The organism is Legionella donaldsonii (assembly GCF_900452385.1).
GTDB lineage: Bacteria > Pseudomonadota > Gammaproteobacteria > Legionellales > Legionellaceae > Tatlockia > Tatlockia donaldsonii.
In genome coordinates this window covers 1,898,384-1,916,363 of record NZ_UGOA01000001.1, presented here as the reverse complement: position 1 = coordinate 1,916,363, position 17,980 = coordinate 1,898,384, and the positions used below count along the sequence as shown (strand labels likewise).

The following is a 17,980-nucleotide window of genomic DNA, read 5'->3' as shown; positions in this document are numbered from 1 at the left end:
TGACAGGCTATTCGAGTTCTTATTTCCCTAGGGTACTGATTCAGTAGATACAGTAAAAAGAATTAACCAATCACCAGTTTTTGTCCGGGGCGCAGCAGTCTTTTGTTAATAGAGGGGTTTAATCTGGTTAAGACTGCAACTTTGGTGTTATTACGTTTCGCAATACTACTCAAATTATCGCCTGCTTTAACAATATAAACACCATATTTTACTGTGGTTTTCCATAGTGTTAATTGTGAGCCAGTTTTTAGTGGGGTTTTCCCTTTAATATGGTTCCAAAGCCGAATGTTAGCTGCTGAAACATTGTATTTTTTCTCTAATGATTGATAGGTATCGCCTGTTTGAACAATATGGAGAACTTTATAGCTTTGCGCAGTTGCTGGTTGATCAGTGATAGGGGGCACAGGTTTTTTAGCAGCAGCAACGGTTGTGTTTTTTGTACTCGGTATTAACACGTATTGTCCCAATTTTAATTTATCTGATTTTAGCTGATTAAGTTCTCGAATTAATTTGACAGTAGTGAAATATCTACGGGCAATAGAACCTAAATTATCACCTCCGGACACTTGGTGTCGTGTCCAGCTGACTCGTTTTTCTTCCGGCACATTGGCCAGATTACGATTAAAATGAGCTACTTTATCGGCTGGAATAAGAAGGTTGAACGGCTTGTAAGGTGCTGTGGTCCAACGGTTAAATCCTGGATTTAATTTAATTAAATCCTTGTAGGAAATACCCGCGAGCTTCGCTGCATGATTCAAATCAATTTGGCTACCTATATTAACTTCCTCAAAGTAGGGAACATGAGGAATATCAGGCAGGGTTATACGGTAGCGCTGTGGGTATTTAATGATCTCAGCGAGGGCAAGCAAGCGTGGCACATAGGCTTTCGTTTCTTGTGGAACGGGTAAAGTCCAGAAGCTGATATTTCGCGAGTATTGGCGACTGTTTTTGATAGCGCGTGCAACGGTTCCTTCACCGGAATCGTAAGCGGCAATAGCAAGTATCCAATTGCCATTAAAATATTTATTGAGATAGGTCAGGTAATTGAGGGCTGCATCAGTTGAGGGACGAATACTACGGCGACCATCAAACCACCAATCCTGTTTAAGACCAAGATTATTCCCTGTGCCTGGCATTAATTGCCACAGACCTGCAGCTCCAGCTCCGGAGTAAGCAAAGGGATCATAAGCACTCTCAATCATGGGTAATAAAGCAATCTCACCAGGCATTCTTCTTTTTTTAATTTCAGTCACAATATGATAAATATAAGGTTCTGATCGAGCTAGTTTTTGCAGATAGCTTGGATGCGAAACCAGCCAACGTAATTGTGTTTGAACCTCAGGTTGTGTTACTTCATGGTTTAAGGCGAATTGACTACGCAATACATCCCAGACATTGGGTGCTGCATAAACAATATTAGAAAACAGATAGGAACTGGTTAGTAAAAGGAAACACCTAAAAAGATTAATTGGTCTAAACTTCATTGGTCTAAACTTCAATGTGACAGCCTATTATGAATTAATGGCTGGACAGTGTACTAAATAAAATCCCGGCAAGAAACCCTTTTTGTTCTTACATCAACCTAAAAGGTTTAAATTAACTCTAATTGCTAAGAAAAGTTGTCTTTATCGGCTCTCAATTGTTTAAATACTGACATAGGATCCTTATTTTTATTGCCTTTTAGTGCCACATAATTTTGCATACTCTCCAGGTGAGTACGGAAAAAGGGGTTGATTTCTTTTTCGAGACCAATATTGGAAGGTAAAGAGCGCTGATTTTCTTTTGCCATTAAACGATGTGCATGTTGGCGAATAGCTAAATTGTCGGGTTCTACAGTCGCTGCAAAACGAAGATTGCGGCGTGTATATTCGTGAGCACAATATATCTGTGTAATATCTGGTAAGGCTTTGAGTTTTTGCAGAGAAGCAAATAAATCCTCTATAGTCCCGTCAAATACTCGACCACAACCGGCGGAAAATAGGGTATCACCGCAAAATAACAAACCAAATTCTGGCTCATACAGACTAATATGAGTTGCTGTATGGCCGGGAGTACTTAGGACTCGGAAATGATAGGGAGGGAGGGGCAGCAGATCACCGTCTTGGAGGATGTGATTCACTTGGGGTATGCGAGAGTCTTTAGGGCCATAGATAGCGATTCCAGGATAGGTATTGATAAGCTCGTTAACACCGTCGGTATGATCATAGTGATGATGAGTTAACAAAATAGCCTTTAGTTTAAGTTCTTCTTGTTCCAGGAAGGCCAGGACTGGGTTAGCGTCACCAGGGTCGACACAAATAGCGGTTTGCTCTTCTTCATTAATTAATAGCCAGATGTAATTATCGTTAAAGGCGGGAATAGGTAGAATTTTCATTGCAAACTCCTTTTCGCTCTATGTTTAGTCTAGAGTAAATAACTCAACTTTCAACGATAAAAGAAGAAATACCCGGATTAAAAAATCCACGTAATTGCTGCAGGATAATTTTCATTTCTTCAGCGAGAACGTAAGGAGGATTAATAACCCATAAACCGCAACCTGTCATACCCGATTGGATAGCACTTGTTAAATAAAACTCAAGATGCAATGAGCTGTTTACTTCGATTGCCTTTAATCCTCGCAACAATTGTTCATGTAAGCGTTTGTCCACTATGGGATACCAAAGGCAAAAGACACCAGTAGAAAAACGACGATACGCTGATTTTAGAGCCTGAGGTATTAGCTTATAATCTGTTTTAACCTCATAAGAAGGGTCAATAAAAATTAAGCCACGGCGTTCTGTCGGTGGGAGTGAAGCATGAAGGCTTGCTATCCCATCTTCATGGCTGACAAATACCCGTTTACCGTAATGAGGCAAAGATTCTAAATGCTCGAATTCGCGAGGATGCAATTCGCAACAAAATAATCTATCTTGTGGACGTAAAAGATCAATAGCCAGACAAGGTGAGCCGGGATAGAAGCGTAATTCACCGGATTGATTAATCTTATTAATAGAGTGTAAATAAGGAGTGAACAGTGGTGAAAATTGCTTTTTATGCTCCCACAATAAATGAATGCCCTGAAGATATTCACCCGTTTTAGCAGCCTGGTTGTCATGCAAATCATACATTCCTCGGCCAGAATGAGTTTCCAAATAAAAAATCGGTTTTTCTTTACCAATCATGTAATTGATAAGGCGTGACAAGGTGAGATGTTTGATAACATCGGCAAAATTGCCTGCATGATATCCGTGTTGATAACTCAGCATAAAGGAACTTAACTAAAAGAAGATGCCGAAGTATAGCCTTATGTGATCGCTAATCCAATCCTGTGATGATTTTTTCAGTATTAGCTTTAGGTTTTCTAATAATAGTCCAACGGTAGGAATGGTTACCTAATGGAGCCAATTTTATAGCCTAAGTCCTCTATTGGTAAAAATTACTCTAACTATTTTGCACTATACTTAGGGTGGAAAGAGGCGAAAATGGAGGCTGTTATGAGTTTGCCAAGAGAATATGATGATGAGAATCACTCTTTTACAGAATATTCTTATGATGAAGAAGAAGTGGAGCAATTAAGCCATAAAAAACGAGTGCGCAAAATGCTGGAAGAAAAGCTGGAGCGCAAACGTTTAAAAGAAGAGCTCGAAGAGGAATGGGATACAGACTTCGACTGGGATGATGTCGAACGTTGAGATCTATAACTAACAATCCAATAGCCTAACTCAGAGGATTAAGTTGATTAGCTGCATTGACTGTGTTTTGTAATAACATGGCAATAGTCATAGGACCCACTCCGCCAGGGACAGGCGTTATCCAGGCGACCTTGTCTTTGGCCCGTTGAAAATCCACATCACCGCGGATTGTAGCATCAGCTAAGCGATGAATACCCACATCGATAATTACTTGCTGAGCATTCAACCAGTCCACATTGATGACATCAAGAACACCTGCCGCAACTACTATTAAATCAGCTATTTTTACATACTGTTCTAAATTTTGGGTAAAACGATGACAGATAGTCACAGTAGCACCAGCCAGAAGAAATTCCATTGCCATTGGACGACCCACGATATTCGATGCACCAATGACAACGGTATGTTTGCCGGAAAGAGATATTTGGTAAAACTTCAGTAAATTAATAATGCCGTAGGGCGTACAAGGTCTTAGCAGGGGATTGCGTTGGGTAAGACGGCCAACGTTATAGGGGTGGAAGCCATCGACATCTTTTTCAGGATTAATGCACTCTATAATCTTATTACTATCGATTCTTTCAGGTAATGGCAATTGCACTAAAATACCATCGACTTCAGGAGATTGATTTAATTCTTCAATTAAATTAAGCAACGTTATTTCAGTAGTATTTTCTGGCAAATCATAGGCATACGAATTGATACCTACTTCCAAGCAGGCCTTGCGCTTATTGGCAACATAAATACTGGATGCAGGGTCATCACCTACCAGGACTACCGCTAATCCAGGGGCGCGTAAGCCTTTAGCTTGCCTGGCCTGCACGATCGATTTAATTTCACTTTTACATTGTGCAGCAACCAATTTGCCGTCTAATAGAGATGCGGTCATGTTATGCGATAAGAATAAATTTGCATGGCATTATGAAATAGCAAGGCCACTTATGCAATCATCCCAGGTTAATGCGATCGTGTTAATTAATTCGCTAAAAATAGAACAATAGCTGCAGGAAATGGTTATCAGTGTTCATTTTTAGTAGAGTTAATTAACACGCTCTGAGACTTACTCATACCCTAGACAAATGTGTTCTGGTGTTATACATTGGCCGTTTTCAGCGGGAAAAGCGAATGCGTATTGCCTTAGGGGTTGAATACGATGGTAGCCAGTATCATGGCTGGCAAGCGCAAACAGGCCTGCGCACGGTGCAATTGGTATTGGAGCAGGCTTTAGCTAAAGTGGCCGATCAAGAAATCGGTATTGTCTGTGCGGGTAGAACTGATACGGGTGTTCATGCTACCAATCAGATTATTCATTTTGATTGTGAAAAAGAGAGAACAATTCGTTCCTGGATTCATGGTGCAAACTCTTTTCTCCCCAAAGATGTATGTGTGAAGTGGGGACGAGAAATGCCTGAGGATTTTCATGCTCGTTATTCTGCTCTATCACGACGGTATCGGTACATCATCTATAATTCACCGATTCGCCCAGCGCTTATGCGTAGTAGTGTGACTTGGCAATATCGCCAACTGGATCACCGTGCGATGCAGGAAGCGGGTCAACATTTGATTGGTGAAAATGATTATACTTCTTTCCGTTCTGTAGAATGCCAATCCAAGACACCAATGCGCAATGTTCATCATTTACAGGTAAAGCGCAATGGTGATTTGGTAATGATTGACATTACTGCAAATGCCTTTTTGCATCATATGGTGAGGAATATAGCGGGTGTTTTAATTGCTGTTGGCTCAGGAAAAAGACCAATTCCCTGGGTAAACGAAGTGCTACAGGCAAAAGATCGGCGCCTTGGCGCTGAAACGGCACCGCCTTATGGGTTATATCTGGTTGCGGTTACTTATCCCAAAGAATTCGGGGTAATCGAAGGAAATCCTGGACCTTTATTTCTGTGGGAGCGTTAATTGATTCGGGATAGGGTAAGAATTAAAATCTGCGGGATGACTCAGGAAAGAGATATAGCCCAGGCTATTGCTTTGGGTGTTGATGCTATTGGTTTAATTTTTTATTCTAAAAGTGCACGCTTTATTTCAATTGCGCAAGCAAAGAAGTTGTTAGCCAAGCATCCGGTTTTCGTTGATGTCGTTGCGGTATTGGTAAATCCTACCTTGGCGCAGGTTGATGAAATTATCAGCGAATTACCAATTCAATGGCTGCAGTTTCATGGTGAGGAATCTCCTGAGTTTTGTAGTCAATTCAAAAAACCGTATATTAAGGCTATCCAGGCAACATCTACACAGGCTATTGAGCATTTGGTTGCCCAACATGAGAATGCAGCCGCTATTCTTTTGGATACACCGTCGATACAACATGGTGGTACTGGCGAAGTATTTGATTGGGAGTTAATACCAAAAAATCTGCAGAAGCCACTTATTTTAGCAGGAGGCCTCAATGCGGCTAATGTTGCGCAAGCTGTAAACTTGTATTCACCTTATGCAGTTGATGTTTGCAGCGGGGTTGAGATATCAGCAGGTGTCAAGGATCACGGCAAAATGAGCCAGTTTGTTAATGCATTATGGGGTAAAAAATGATTGAAAAAGAGCTTCCAGACAATCATGGCCATTTTGGGCCTTATGGTGGAATGTTTGTAGCAGATACTCTAGTGCATGCTTTAGAACAATTACAAAAAGCGTATGAGCACTATCGATATGATGCTCAATTTTTAGCGGAATTAAGAGCTGAGTTACAGGATTACGTGGGACGTCCGACACCGCTTTATCACGCCGAGCACCTCAGTTTAAAAATAGGTGGTGCACAAATTTATTTAAAGCGTGAAGATTTGAATCACACTGGTGCGCATAAGATTAACAATACGGTTGGACAAGCTTTGCTTGCCAAGCGGATGGGAAAAACTCGGATTATTGCCGAGACGGGTGCAGGCCAGCATGGAGTGGCGTCAGCAACAGTGGCTGCCAAACTTGGTCTTAGATGCGTTGTTTACATGGGCTCAGAGGATATTAAACGCCAGGCGAGTAACGTCTATAGAATGAAATTGTTGGGAGCCGAGGTTGTGCCGGTAACTGCCGGGTCAAAAACTTTGAAGGATGCTCTTAATGAAGCCATGCGTGATTGGGTCTCTAACATAGATGATACTTTTTATATTATTGGTACAGTAGCAGGTCCCCATCCTTATCCACAGATGGTAAGGGATTTCCAGGCAATAATCGGCGAAGAGGCGAGAGCGCAAATTATAGAAAAAACAGGTCAATTGCCTGATGCTTTGGTTGCTTGTGTTGGCGGGGGCTCTAATGCTATTGGCTTGTTTTATCCCTTCCTGGGCGATCAATCTGTAGCTATTTACGGAGTAGAAGCTGGAGGAAAAGGGCTTGAAACGGGCGAGCATGCTGCTTCTCTCATTGCGGGAAAACCAGGTGTTTTGCATGGCAATCGCACCTATTTACTTTGTGATGAACACGGTCAAATAAAAGACACTCATTCAATATCTGCTGGACTTGATTATCCCGGTGTAGGGCCAGAACATGCCTACCTTAAAGATAGTGGACGGGTACAATATGTTGCAATTAATGATGATGAAGCTCTGGATGCTTTCCGCACATTAACCAGGGTAGAGGGTATCATTCCCGCTTTAGAATCTAGTCATGCAGTAGCTTATGCGATGAAGCTTGCAAAAACGATGTCAGCGCAACAGAGTATTGTGGTTAATTTATCTGGTCGTGGTGATAAGGATATGCATACAGTTGCCAGTATTGATGGTTTATCAGTGTAAGTCAGCATAAAATTGAAGGTAATCTATGAATCGAATTGACATAACATTAGAGCAATTGCGGGTTAGCGGCAAAAAAATGTTAAGCCCGTATATTACAGCCGGCGACCTTCACCCTGAGTTGACTGTCCCTTTGATGCATGAATTAGTAAAAGCAGGTGCTGACGTTCTTGAAATAGGTATTCCCTTTTCTGATCCTATGGCCGAAGGTCCTGTGATCCAAGCTGCTATGGAGCGCGCTTTGAGCTATGATATTAGCTGTGACGATGTATTGGCGATGGTCGAAAAATTCCGTGAACAGGATAAACAAACGCCAATCGTGTTGATGGGATACGTCAATCCCATAGAGCAATATGGTTATGAGCAATTTGCTCAGCGAGCTAAACAAGTTGGTGTTGATGGAACAATTCTTGTTGATTTACCGCCAGAAGAAAGTGCTGCAATTGCCCCTCTTTGGCAGGCTCAGAATTTACATAGTATTTATTTATGTTCACCAACGACTTCAAATGAGCGTATGGAAATGATTAATCGCTATGGTAGCGGTTATCTATATTACGTTTCATTAAAAGGGGTTACAGGCTCAAGTAATTTTGATTTGCAATCTGTTCGGGAGCAGTACCAGCAACGGAAGTCACAGACCAGTCTACCTTTAATGATAGGGTTTGGCATCAAAACGGCTGCAATGGCAGCAGGAGTTGCTCAATTTGCTGACGGCGTTATTGTGGGAGCAGCTTTGATCAGTCAACTATTGAATGCCTATCAGTCAAACGATAATGTACCTGCTGCCGGTGCTTCTTTGATAAATGCAATGCGGCGCGCGATGGATAATAACGAGTAAGATGATTATGACCGAAAATAGTGAAAAAAGACCTCATTTTATTAGACAGTTGATTTCAGAAGAGCTAGCCAGTGGCAAGCATCAGGATGTTATAACTCGTTTTCCCCCAGAACCTAATGGTTATTTGCATATAGGGCATGCCAAATCAATTTGTTTGAATTTTGGCCTGGCTGAAGAATTTGCGGGACGGTGCTATTTGCGTTTTGATGATACGAATCCTATTAAGGAAGAAGAGGAGTTTGTTAATGCAATTATCGATGATGTGAAGTGGTTAGGGTTTAAATGGTGTGAGATGACCCACTCTTCTGACTATTATCAGCAATTGTATGATTACGCAGTTGATTTAATCAAGCAAGGCAAGGCTTATGTTGATAGTTTAAGCATGGAAGAAATCCGAGCCTACCGTGGTACTTTACAAGAGCCTGGCCGTGAAAGTCCCTATCGAAATCGTTCAGTTGCTGAAAATCTTGATTTGTTTGCCCGGATGAAAGCCGGTGAGTTTGCCGATGGGGCCCATGTATTACGTGCACGCATCGATATGCAAGCAGGTAATGTTAATATGCGTGATCCGGTTCTTTACCGGATAAGACATGCCCATCATCAGCGCACAGGGGATGAGTGGTGTATTTATCCGATGTATGACTATGCCCATCCACTATCAGATGCTTTGGAAAAAATAACTCATTCCTTATGTACATTGGAGTTTCAGGATCACAGGCCACTTTATGATTGGTTTATAAATAATTTGCCAGTTCCAGCAAAACCGGTGCAGACTGAATTTGCCCGACTTAATTTATCGCATACAGTCACCAGTAAACGTAAACTCAGGGAGCTTGTTGAGAAAAAAATTGTTACTGGCTGGGATGATCCGCGTTTACCAACATTGCGTGGTATGCGCAAACGAGGCTATCCTGCGGCAGCGCTTAGGCAATTCTGTGAAATCATCGGTATTTCACGGAGTGATTCAGTCATTGATATGTCTTTGCTCGAAGAGTGTGTACGGGATGAATTAAATAAAACAGCAAAACGTGCCCTCTGTGTAGTTGAGCCATTAAAAGTGATCATTGAAAACTACCCAGAAGGCAAAGTGGAAAAATTAGAAGCGCCATTTCACCCACAAGATCCACAAGCAGGAAATCGTATTCTGCCTTTTAGTAGAGAGATTTATATTGAACGGAGTGATTTTATGGAAGATCCTCCTAAAAAATATTTCCGTCTATCTCCCGGAGCCGAAGTTCGTTTAAGACATGCCTATGTGATTCGCTGCACGGAAGTCGTTCATGATGAGCAGGGTAATATTAGCGAATTGCGATGTACCTATGATGAAGATACCTTGGGAAAAAATCCGTCCGATCGAAAAATAAAAGGAGTTATTCATTGGGTATCCTGTGAACAAGCTCATCCAGTCGCTATTTACCAGTTTGATCGCTTGTTTAATGACGCTAATCCTGCGCGGGAAGAGGATTTTCTGCAATTCCTCAATCATGATTCTTTACAGGTTCAAGAGGCTTTTTGCGAACCTTCGTTAGCTAAGCAGTCTTTAGAAGAAGTTTTTCAGTTTGAGCGCTTGGGTTATTACTGCGTCAATCAATTGAATAACGACAAGGTTAGTGCGTTTCATCGCGTTGTAGGTCTTAAAGATACTTGGGGAAAAATGGGTTAAGGGGCAGGCATGTTAAATCTTTATAATTCACTTACACGAAAAAAAGAACCATTCAAACCCATGCAACCCGGTAAAATCGGGATGTATGTTTGTGGCATTACAGTTTATGACCGTTGCCATTTAGGCCATGCCCGTTCGATGGTTTGTTTTGATGTGATTGTTCGCTTCTTACGTTCTCAAGGCTATGAAGTGACTTATGTGCGTAATATTACTGATATTGATGACAAAATTATTGTCCGTGCTAATGAGCGCGGCGTATCGATTAATGAGCTAACAAGTCAGTACATCAAAGCAATGCATGATGATGCATCCGCCTTAAATATTTTGCCCCCTGATATAGAACCGCGAGCTACAGGACATATTGATTCTATTATTAAATTAATTCAACGATTAATTGATACGGATCATGCCTATGTCAGTGACAATGGCGATGTTTGTTATCAAGTGGATTCTTTCAAAAATTATGGCAAATTATCCCACAAAGATTTGGAGGGTCTAATGGCCGGAGCTCGAATTGAGGTAGTCAAAGAAAAGCGCTCTCCTTTAGATTTCGTTTTGTGGAAAAAAGCAAAACCCGATGAGCCGAGTTGGCCTTCCCCATGGGGAGATGGACGTCCAGGCTGGCACATTGAATGTTCAGCAATGGCAATGCATGAATTGGGTGAGCAATTTGATATTCACGGTGGCGGATTGGATTTGCAATTTCCTCATCATGAAAATGAAATTGCTCAGAGTGAGGCAGCAAGTGGTAAAAATTTTGCCAATTATTGGCTGCATGTCGGAATGTTGCAGGTGAATAATGAAAAAATGGCGAAATCAGTAGGTAATTTTTTTACTATTGAGGACATATTAGGACAGCATCATCCCGAAGTGATTCGTTATTTTTTGTTAAGTAGTCACTATCGCAGTTCATTAAATTACTCTGAAGAAAATTTGCAGAATGCTCGTAAAGCATTGACAAGACTTTATCAATCTTTAAAAGAGATTGAGTTAAGTGCCAATCATGAAATCGATAATGAATGGCTTGCTCAGTTTAACCAGGCCATGAATGACGATTTTAATACGCCAGTTGCTCTGGCAGTCTTGTTTCAGTTAAGTCATGAACTTAATAAGACGAATTCACCTCGCCTCGCTGCTACGTTAAAACATTTGGCTTCCCTGTTAGGGTTACTTCAAGCTGAGCCAGAATCTTTCTTGCAAGCGGGTCTGCAAGATGATGAGAAAGATATGATTGAAAATCTGATTAAGGAACGATTAGAAGCGCGTACCCAGCGTAACTGGGCGCGTGCTGATGAAATTAGAACCCTCTTGGCAAATAAAGGAATTGAATTGGAAGATGGGGCAAATGGCACAACGTGGAGAAAGCGAGGAGAATAGTCTACTAGTTTTAAAGATAAATCTTGAGGTGGCTAAGGTATTTTTGTTATTGCTGTTATACGAAGTTTGATAATTGCCGCAAGTCTTGCGGGTTATTTCTAACTGCTACAAGTGATAACCCCATCTTTCTGTATTAAAAAAGTAAATTTTAATCTATAACTAGCCATTTTCTTTTGAAAGCAACTATCCCTTATTTAATACATTTTGTTTTTTAGGATTATATGTACCAATTTCATTTATTTAACCCTCCCTCCGAAAAAAATAAGTCAGAAGAAAAAAATATACAGTCTTCCTATTGGAATATAGGGTCCGCATTAGACGCGAATGATAGTAATTCTGTGGTGAGTGAAGACATGGACACTCTTTCTGATGTTAGTTTTAGTGATTCAGATGATTCTGATGTGAGCACAGAGTCTTGGGTAAATGAAATAATTTACGTTCGTGGCGAACAATTTATGTTAGCTAGCATTGATACCCATAGCCGAGAACTGGAGGATTTGTTCACGAAGCGTAGATTTTTTCTTTCTACGATTGGCGAACTTTATTATAACAGAATTGGTTGGCACGCAAATTCCTTAAAAACATCAGCCGAGTTGGCAGTTTGTGGGGGTAAATTATTTGCCTTGCTTATGGGAGAGGCACAGCCAATGTATTTTATTGGGGGAAGGGCTAACAATGAAGATAACTGTTATCTAATAAGTACAAAAGTTGACTTGATTGCCCAAGAGAAAGAAATTTTTGGTTTAAATCAACCTATTATTGATTTAATTACTTCTTTGATCATCAGTTATTTTTTAGGAGATTTTGATATCAGTAATATCGGGGTAGTTCAAGGCAATACGAATGTGTTGCAGGTAGTTAGATTTGACCCTGAGTTTTGTTTTTCTTCTTATTTTATTGGAGAACATAATACTTATGAGATGATCGCGAGGGAATTAAGATTTATCTTCGATCTTGATTTGGGGCCTGTGCCTGAAGAAAGGGCAAACAAACTGCGCCAAATTCTTCAAAGACGAGAAAGTAATTTTTTCGCAAGGTGCTTTGCCCAACAATTACTGTGGGAACCTGGGTTTCTGGATATTCTCAGTTCACCGCGAAGAAAGGAAGAGATTTTTAAGGCTCTGGATAGAATTACAACGACATTATTCATGCAATATCGGTACATAATCGATACGACAATTAGTCATGAAAAAACAAGAGAAGCCCTAAAAAATACATTAACTCGGCGAAGGGAGATTTTTAGCCAAATCAGTGGAGAACTGAAACTTCATCCACAGGTTTTTGTGGCACAAGATATTGAAAAAATGCAAGAAAATGAGATGGATGGCAGTAGTTTTGGTTTTACCGTGGCATAACCAGGGTGAACATTAAAGCAGATTTTATACTTCTTATTTAATTATTGGTTTAAACAGATCAAATAAAAACATGTTGCCTCTTATTTGGTAAATAATAATTTATGAACTACTTTTAAATTATGAAGCGCAAATAGGAGGGATAATGAGCGATCCACTCGGGGAATTAGAGAACTCATTAGCATATATGTTTGAACTTCAGACAAAAAAAACAGGGAAATGCATCCATCCTGACGTACAAAGATTAAAAAATGCTTTAGATAACTACAAAAAGGGCCCTTCGATTTCATTACAAGAGTTGGTTACGGCTGTAAAGCAAGCATTGCCCGTCATTGTAAATTATGGGGTCGAACTGTATGTCGTGAAAATGAAAATGAATGCTTTGGCAGAAGAAAAAGGCTCATCCATCAACTGGGATCTCCCCGTTACACAGTCTCGCTATAGACCACAATTTCAATTTGCAGCTTCTCTAAGGGTTCCTAATAATGATTTTATCACTTGGCTTTCTTCACGTGCAGATAAGGATTTTTCTGCGCTTGATAGTCATGCTCAGGTGGAAATTCTTATTGCGGAAAGGGGGGAAAGAGAGTTTACCACCAAATTAGCCGAGCACTTACGAAACGAACCTCACTTCTTACTTGATTTAATTATGACTTCACCGGAAATTTTTAATCCTCTAATGGAAACCCGCATAGGGTTTCAGTTGGAAAATCAGCAAATTGCAAAGGCTATTTGTCATCATTACTTGCTGGAGATGGCTGAACAGGACTCTTTTCAGCAGTTGGAGGAAAAACTGTTGTGGTTAGACAATCTTTTAGCGAAAACTGGACGCTCTATGGAAAAATTATTGGCAGATCCTTTGGCGAAGGCTGAATTGGATAAATCACCTGTTTATCAACTTTACATGAATACGGAGCAGGCAGAACAAGATTTCTCCCCAGACGGAATGCGCTTATCTTAAGACTAAAACGGGTCACTTTATAGTAGACCTCTTTCTAAATTTGCTGCTATGAGAGTGTGCGAAGGGCGAGAAGATTCGGCGCGCAGAGACGGTGTACACAACAGTGCAGGAGGATTCGATCGCTGTATTGACGAAGTAATGCTCCAATGCAGTAGCGTTTTGAAAGAAGTGTTTTAATGTTGGCTGGTTACACGTAAGATTTCTGCCAGTGAAGTGTCACCGGCCAGTACTCGTTTGAATCCATCTTCGCGTATCGTGGGGGTAGCCGGGCGAAGATAGTTATCAATAATTTGCAGACTTTCATTGCGATGAATCATTCCGCGTAAGACCTCATCGATAGTGATTAATTCATAAATACCTGTCCGGCCACGATAGCCTAATTGATTACAATGATCACAACCCAGTGGCTCGCAAACTTTTGAGGTATCGGTTCCCGCTTGAATGCCCATCAATTCCAGCTCATCATCTCTCAAATTGTGGGGGATTTTGCAATGTTGGCATAGTTTTCTGACTAAACGTTGAGCAATCAAACCCACAATACTTGATGATAATAAAAATGATTCAACACCCATATCATGCAAACGAGTCAAGGCTCCTAAGGCTGAGTTAGTATGCAAGGTAGAGAGAACTAAATGGCCGGTTAAACTTGCCTGAACAGCGATTTCAGCGGTTTCAAGATCACGGATTTCCCCAATCATGACGACATCAGGATCTTGGCGCAAGATGGCACGTAAGCCTTTAGCAAAGGTCATTTGTACCTTGGTATTCACCTGGGTTTGTCCTACACCGGGTAAATCATATTCAATCGGATCTTCAATGGTTAAGATATTGCGGCTTACCTGGTTCAGTTCCGTTAACATCGCATAGAGTGAAGTGGTTTTCCCGGAACCGGTAGGGCCGGTTACCAAGATAATGCCATGCGGTTGTGCGATCATCTTCCGCATGGCAGCCATAGTCGTTTTGGGCATCCCTAAAAGACTTAAATCCAATTGCGCCGTTTGCTTATCTAAAATCCGCAAAACGATGCGTTCACCGTGATTAGAAGGAAGAGTGGATACCCGAACATCAATATTATGACCTCCAATACGCAGTGCAATACGACCATCCTGCGGAATGCGTTTTTCGGCAATGTCTAACTTTGCCATAACTTTAACCCTAGATATGACCAGGGGAGCAATGGCACGCTGAATTTCTAATACTTCATGCAGTACTCCATCGATACGATTCCGTACCAGGACACGATTCTCATAGGTTTCAATGTGAATATCAGAAGCCTTTTGTTTGATGGCCTGGGTAAATAGAGCGTTGAGCAAACGAATTATAGGGGCATCATCCTGATTATCAAGCAGGTCTTCACTAATAGGCAATTGACCAGCAAGGAGTGAGAGGTCCATTTCCTCTTCCATTCCTTCCGCTGCATCAAGAATAGAGCCTTGCGATTGATATAGATGAGCCAGCTGTTGTTGAAATTCAGACTCATTAACTTCTTTAAGGATCAGTTTGCCCCCTAAAAGTCGCTTAATTTCAGCCAGAATCTGTAAGGACGGAGTGGCTAAATGATAAACCAGAATGTTGCCTCCTTCTTCCTGAGTGGCGATAACGCCCTGATTTTTGGCAAAAAGATAGGGTAGTCGTTTGGGTTTGTCATTATTTTCCATGACCGCTACCCATTACTACGGTTTCTCTAGGTAAAGGAGCAAAGGGGCGCGGCAACGTTGCTGGCTGATTTAGAGGTGGCAATAATATTTGATCATCGGTTTCGTTATAGTCTTCTTTACGTAACCAGTCTAACTGATATTGGCGTATATTATTATACTTGTTACCAGAGATATGTACGGCATCATTTTCGCTTCTTAAAATAATTGGTTTGATGAAGACCATCAATACTCGTTTTTCACGGTTACGGATATTGTGTTGGAAAAGGCGCCCCAGACCGGGTATATCCCCAATAATAGGAATACGGTTATCATCCTTCCCTAAACTGTCCTGGGTCAATCCCCCAAGAACAACAATGTCACCACTTTCCACATGCACTGAGGTGACGATACTGGAAATTTTAAAAGTAGGGTTATCAGTATTTGTCGTACTGGCTGGGTCAAGGGTATCGTTACCCTGATCAATTTGTAATTGAATGCCACTCCCGCGAGTAATCTGTGGTCTGACATACAAATGCAAGGCAACGTTAACTCGATCAAAGGTCACATAAGGACTGGCTGTGGTAGTTCCACCTGCGTTATTAGGATAAGTGGTGGTTGCCACTGACACCTGCTTACCTACCAGAATTTTAGCTTGCCTGTTATCCAATACGACAACAGATGGCGTTGATAGAATATTTGCCTTGCGTTGTTGTGCCAGTGCATAAATTTGTGCTTGAAAATCATCAATGGATGTTTTTGAATTGATAATGGCAAAACCTGGCCTAAAATCACTTGGTTTACCCGTCTGCTGGTCAGAGCCCCATTCTATACCCAGGTTATTGATATCACTTTCATCAACTTCAGCAACCAGGGCTTCAATTAATAGCTGGGCAGGACGAATATCCAGTTGACTGATAACTGATTTTAAAATCCGAATAAGGCTTGCCGGAGCATTGATAATTATAGAATTGGTATTGGGCTCTGCAATGATTTGCACGGTTGGTTTGGTTGTTCCTTCATTTTGGGTGCTTGCGCCGCTTGTATTAGGAGTCGCAGCTGGATTGCTACTACCGTAGGATGTTTGAGAGCTGGGAGCAGACATGCTGCTTTGATTGCCGCTGGAAGAGTTATTCACCAGATTTGAAGCGGGGTTAGTGCTATCAAGTTCTGGTCTGGTAATTGTCCCGATGGTAGTACCAACATTACCACTAAAATTAGCCTGCGCAATGCCTGCCAAGATAGGGACTAAATCTTCTGCGCGTAAATAATGCAGATATACGACCTGAGTATTACTATTAGTACCATTAGGGCTTTGTCGATCTAATTTGGCAATCAACAGGCGTAGTCGTATGCGTTCAGTTTTACTACCACTGAGTAAAATGGCATTGGAACGATCGTCGGCTGCTAACATGGTTTGACTATGACCGCTGCCTGGTTGTGTTTTTACAATATCTTTTAAAGTATTGGCCACGTCCATGGCTAGTGCATGTCTTAAAGGCACGATGTCAATGCCATTAGAGGAGGAGCTATCTACCTGCTTGATAATATGTGATAGTTGTTTAATGTTGCTCGCCCGTCCGGATAAAATCAACATATTAGAGGGGGCATAGGCTGATACACTGCTCCACTGTGGCATTAGAGGGCGAAGCACAGGGACAAGCTGTTCAGCAGGAACGTAATGAACTGGTATAACCTCTACCATCATATCATCGCCACGTGGTGGATTACGCATTTGGCTCAGTAAATCCGGTGATTGAGTTTTGGCATCGATATTGGGGATAATTTTGATCACATCTCCGCTGGGTATGGCTGCATACCCAGAAACCTGCAAGATAGACAGAAATACCTGATATAATTCTTTATCAGACATGGGTGTACTGGAAACAATCGATATTTTGCCTTGCACGCGAGGATCGATCACAAAATTCTTACCTGTAACGCGTGATACTTCAGCAATGACAGCACGAATATCTGCGTTTCGCAGATTCCATAGTTTTTGCTTTGCATTAAGCGCCGATTGAGGTTTTTCTTCCGGTTCAGTTTCTTCAATTTCGTCCGCTTCGCTTTTTTTAGCAGCGACTGGCGTTGCTACGGGCAATAGGGGTTGTTGTTGAGGAAGGCTGTTAATTGTTGGCAGGGGTGTCTCTGCGAGTATTTGCTTTTGAATAGTTTGTACAAGATCATAATCGGTGAGTGGGCCAACTTTGACAAAGTACAATTTTTTGTCAGGTGATAAATCAATTGTAACGGGCTGCTTCGTTAAGGATGCAAGTTTAAATTTGAGCTGAAGCGCGTTATTTTCGTGCGTGAAAGCGCCCACATCAAGCATATAGGCCGGGTTGCCTTCATAGGTAACTTTTCTAATATTGACGTCAGCGGCATGGGCAAGGGTTAAATAGCATAAAACCACCACGTAAAACGCAAATTTTCGCATCAAACAACCATAGAATAATTAGTATTCTCATAATAACTAAATTTAGAAAGATACAATAGCGTTTTCCGCAATTCTGCGGAGTAAATACAGGCTAATAGGTAAGGGCTTGTCCTTGAAAATTATCTTTCTTTAATGACCTTTCCATAAGGAAGAGTACTTCCAAAAAATTGTTTGTAAAAAATTATTTAAAATGCTCTAGTGATAGTCATTTGTATTTAACAAAAACTGTGATTTTTAAGGTTTAGTTAAGATTGAACTATGAAAAAGATGGCAAAACACGTGTGGTGGAGACAGCGCACCTCTTCAAGTACTAGAC

Annotated in this window: 15 protein-coding genes; 9 read left to right on the top strand and 6 right to left on the bottom strand. The window is 41.2% G+C overall.

Annotated elements, in window-relative coordinates:
• Positions 1–62 precede the first annotated feature (62 nt).
• The 3 genes from DYC89_RS08785 to DYC89_RS08775 form a co-directional block, all read right to left on the bottom strand.
• On the bottom strand, positions 63–1,484 hold the full coding sequence (locus DYC89_RS08785) for a lytic transglycosylase (RefSeq protein WP_115221446.1): 1,422 nt from the start codon (positions 1,482–1,484) through the stop codon (positions 63–65).
• Positions 1,485–1,609: 125 nt separating this feature from the next.
• Positions 1,610–2,374, bottom strand: a complete 765-nt coding sequence (gene gloB / locus DYC89_RS08780) for a hydroxyacylglutathione hydrolase (protein ID WP_115221445.1) — start codon at positions 2,372–2,374, stop codon at positions 1,610–1,612.
• A gap of 43 nt (positions 2,375–2,417) precedes the next feature.
• Positions 2,418–3,245 (bottom strand): 23S rRNA (adenine(2030)-N(6))-methyltransferase RlmJ, encoded by an 828-nt coding sequence (locus DYC89_RS08775; protein WP_115221444.1) that lies wholly within the window; start codon positions 3,243–3,245, stop codon positions 2,418–2,420.
• Between the two features lie 228 nt (positions 3,246–3,473).
• Here DYC89_RS08775 and DYC89_RS08770 point away from each other — a divergent pair, with 228 nt between their 5' ends.
• Positions 3,474–3,671 (top strand): PA3496 family putative envelope integrity protein, encoded by a 198-nt coding sequence (locus DYC89_RS08770; RefSeq protein ID WP_115222710.1) that lies wholly within the window; start codon positions 3,474–3,476, stop codon positions 3,669–3,671.
• 25 nt (positions 3,672–3,696) lie between these two features.
• Here the strand turns inward: DYC89_RS08770 and folD are convergent, their stop codons facing one another.
• On the bottom strand, positions 3,697–4,557 hold the full coding sequence (gene folD, locus DYC89_RS08765; RefSeq protein ID WP_115221443.1) for a bifunctional methylenetetrahydrofolate dehydrogenase/methenyltetrahydrofolate cyclohydrolase FolD: 861 nt from the start codon (positions 4,555–4,557) through the stop codon (positions 3,697–3,699).
• 236 nt (positions 4,558–4,793) lie between these two features.
• Between folD and truA the strand changes: the two genes are divergently transcribed.
• The 8 genes from truA to DYC89_RS08725 all read left to right on the top strand — a co-directional run bounded on the left by truA (position 4,794) and on the right by DYC89_RS08725 (position 13,593).
• On the top strand, positions 4,794–5,582 hold the full coding sequence (gene truA / locus DYC89_RS08760) for a tRNA pseudouridine(38-40) synthase TruA (protein ID WP_115221442.1): 789 nt from the start codon (positions 4,794–4,796) through the stop codon (positions 5,580–5,582).
• Between the two features lie 36 nt (positions 5,583–5,618).
• Positions 5,619–6,209 (top strand): phosphoribosylanthranilate isomerase, encoded by a 591-nt coding sequence (locus tag DYC89_RS08755; protein WP_425451569.1) that lies wholly within the window; start codon positions 5,619–5,621, stop codon positions 6,207–6,209.
• Positions 6,206–7,405, top strand: a complete 1,200-nt coding sequence (gene trpB, locus DYC89_RS08750; protein ID WP_115221440.1) for a tryptophan synthase subunit beta — start codon at positions 6,206–6,208, stop codon at positions 7,403–7,405. The genes DYC89_RS08755 and trpB overlap by 4 nt, the downstream gene beginning before the upstream one ends.
• 25 nt (positions 7,406–7,430) lie before the next feature.
• Positions 7,431–8,240 carry a tryptophan synthase subunit alpha gene (gene trpA, locus DYC89_RS08745; RefSeq protein ID WP_115221439.1) on the top strand — a complete coding sequence of 270 codons (810 nt, stop codon included), beginning with the start codon at positions 7,431–7,433 and terminating at the stop codon, positions 8,238–8,240.
• A 7-nt stretch (positions 8,241–8,247) separates the two neighbouring features.
• Positions 8,248–9,903 (top strand): glutamine--tRNA ligase/YqeY domain fusion protein, encoded by a 1,656-nt coding sequence (locus DYC89_RS08740; protein WP_115222709.1) that lies wholly within the window; start codon positions 8,248–8,250, stop codon positions 9,901–9,903.
• Positions 9,904–9,912: 9 nt separating this feature from the next.
• Positions 9,913–11,280 (top strand): cysteine--tRNA ligase, encoded by a 1,368-nt coding sequence (gene cysS, locus DYC89_RS08735; RefSeq protein WP_115221438.1) that lies wholly within the window; start codon positions 9,913–9,915, stop codon positions 11,278–11,280.
• A gap of 353 nt (positions 11,281–11,633) precedes the next feature.
• Entirely contained in the window at positions 11,634–12,635 is a 1,002-nt protein-coding gene (locus DYC89_RS08730; RefSeq protein ID WP_147285496.1) for a hypothetical protein, read from the top strand.
• A gap of 142 nt (positions 12,636–12,777) precedes the next feature.
• Positions 12,778–13,593 carry a hypothetical protein gene (locus DYC89_RS08725; protein WP_115221436.1) on the top strand — a complete coding sequence of 272 codons (816 nt, stop codon included), beginning with the start codon at positions 12,778–12,780 and terminating at the stop codon, positions 13,591–13,593.
• Between the two features lie 173 nt (positions 13,594–13,766).
• Here the strand turns inward: DYC89_RS08725 and lspE are convergent, their stop codons facing one another.
• Positions 13,767–15,251: a GspE family T2SS ATPase variant LspE gene (gene lspE, locus DYC89_RS08720; RefSeq protein WP_115221435.1), complete on the bottom strand. Its 1,485-nt coding sequence runs from the start codon at positions 15,249–15,251 to the stop codon at positions 13,767–13,769.
• Positions 15,241–17,664 carry a GspD family T2SS secretin variant LspD gene (gene lspD / locus DYC89_RS08715; protein WP_115221434.1) on the bottom strand — a complete coding sequence of 808 codons (2,424 nt, stop codon included), beginning with the start codon at positions 17,662–17,664 and terminating at the stop codon, positions 15,241–15,243. The genes lspE and lspD overlap by 11 nt, the downstream gene beginning before the upstream one ends.
• Between the last annotated feature and the right edge of the window lie 316 nt (positions 17,665–17,980).

What these genes read in the sequence shown, in the direction of transcription:
- DYC89_RS08785 (WP_115221446.1), bottom strand. Translation starts at nt 1,484, where the DNA reads ATGAAGTTTAGACCAATTAATCTTTTTAGGTGTTTCCTTTTACTAACC.
- gloB (WP_115221445.1), bottom strand. Translation starts at nt 2,374, where the DNA reads ATGAAAATTCTACCTATTCCCGCCTTTAACGATAATTACATCTGGCTA.
- DYC89_RS08775 (WP_115221444.1), bottom strand. Translation starts at nt 3,245, where the DNA reads ATGCTGAGTTATCAACACGGATATCATGCAGGCAATTTTGCCGATGTT.
- DYC89_RS08770 (WP_115222710.1), top strand. Translation starts at nt 3,474, where the DNA reads ATGAGTTTGCCAAGAGAATATGATGATGAGAATCACTCTTTTACAGAA.
- folD (WP_115221443.1), bottom strand. Translation starts at nt 4,557, where the DNA reads ATGACCGCATCTCTATTAGACGGCAAATTGGTTGCTGCACAATGTAAA.
- truA (WP_115221442.1), top strand. Translation starts at nt 4,794, where the DNA reads ATGCGTATTGCCTTAGGGGTTGAATACGATGGTAGCCAGTATCATGGC.
- DYC89_RS08755 (WP_425451569.1), top strand. Translation starts at nt 5,619, where the DNA reads ATGACTCAGGAAAGAGATATAGCCCAGGCTATTGCTTTGGGTGTTGAT.
- trpB (WP_115221440.1), top strand. Translation starts at nt 6,206, where the DNA reads ATGATTGAAAAAGAGCTTCCAGACAATCATGGCCATTTTGGGCCTTAT.
- trpA (WP_115221439.1), top strand. Translation starts at nt 7,431, where the DNA reads ATGAATCGAATTGACATAACATTAGAGCAATTGCGGGTTAGCGGCAAA.
- DYC89_RS08740 (WP_115222709.1), top strand. Translation starts at nt 8,248, where the DNA reads ATGACCGAAAATAGTGAAAAAAGACCTCATTTTATTAGACAGTTGATT.
- cysS (WP_115221438.1), top strand. Translation starts at nt 9,913, where the DNA reads ATGTTAAATCTTTATAATTCACTTACACGAAAAAAAGAACCATTCAAA.
- DYC89_RS08730 (WP_147285496.1), top strand. Translation starts at nt 11,634, where the DNA reads ATGGACACTCTTTCTGATGTTAGTTTTAGTGATTCAGATGATTCTGAT.
- DYC89_RS08725 (WP_115221436.1), top strand. Translation starts at nt 12,778, where the DNA reads ATGAGCGATCCACTCGGGGAATTAGAGAACTCATTAGCATATATGTTT.
- lspE (WP_115221435.1), bottom strand. Translation starts at nt 15,251, where the DNA reads ATGGAAAATAATGACAAACCCAAACGACTACCCTATCTTTTTGCCAAA.
- lspD (WP_115221434.1), bottom strand. Translation starts at nt 17,664, where the DNA reads ATGCGAAAATTTGCGTTTTACGTGGTGGTTTTATGCTATTTAACCCTT.